Origin of the sequence: Corallococcus praedator (assembly GCF_003612125.1) — a bacterium.
GTDB classification, from domain to species: Bacteria; Myxococcota; Myxococcia; order Myxococcales; family Myxococcaceae; genus Corallococcus; species Corallococcus praedator.
Genome location: NZ_RAWI01001359.1, coordinates 1 through 396, shown reverse-complemented (window position 1 = coordinate 396; position 396 = coordinate 1). Strand labels below are relative to the sequence as shown.

The 396-nt window shown below is 65.4% G+C and carries 1 protein-coding gene; it reads left to right on the top strand.

The features are described 5' to 3' along the window. Nucleotides 1-396, top strand: a 396-nt coding sequence (locus tag D7Y13_RS44455; protein ID WP_158626268.1) for a MerR family DNA-binding protein, incomplete at both ends; no start/stop codon positions are given.

Sequence of the window (396 nt, the reverse complement as noted above, 5' to 3'; positions counted from 1 at the left end):
CTACGGCGGCGAGGACGTCACGCGGCTCTACGAGATCCTGGCGCTGCGGCAGCTCGGATTGTCGTTGGACCAGATCAGTGACGCGATCCACGGTGAGACATCGCTCGAGGCGATGCTCGTCGCGCACGCCGATCACGTCGACGCCCAGCTCGCGGCGATGCAGAAGCTGCAGACCCACATGGCGACCGTCCTCGCGACGGTGCGTCGCTCGCACCGACCCACCGACACCGACCTCCTCGACCTCATCAGGAAGGTGATGACAGTGGATGCACGAGTGGAGAACTACTTCGACGCCGATCAGCTCGCAGCGCTGGCGGTCCGTCGAGAAGAATTGGGCGAGGACCAGATCCGCGCGGTCGAGAACCGGTGGCCGTCGCTGATCGCGGAAGTCGATGC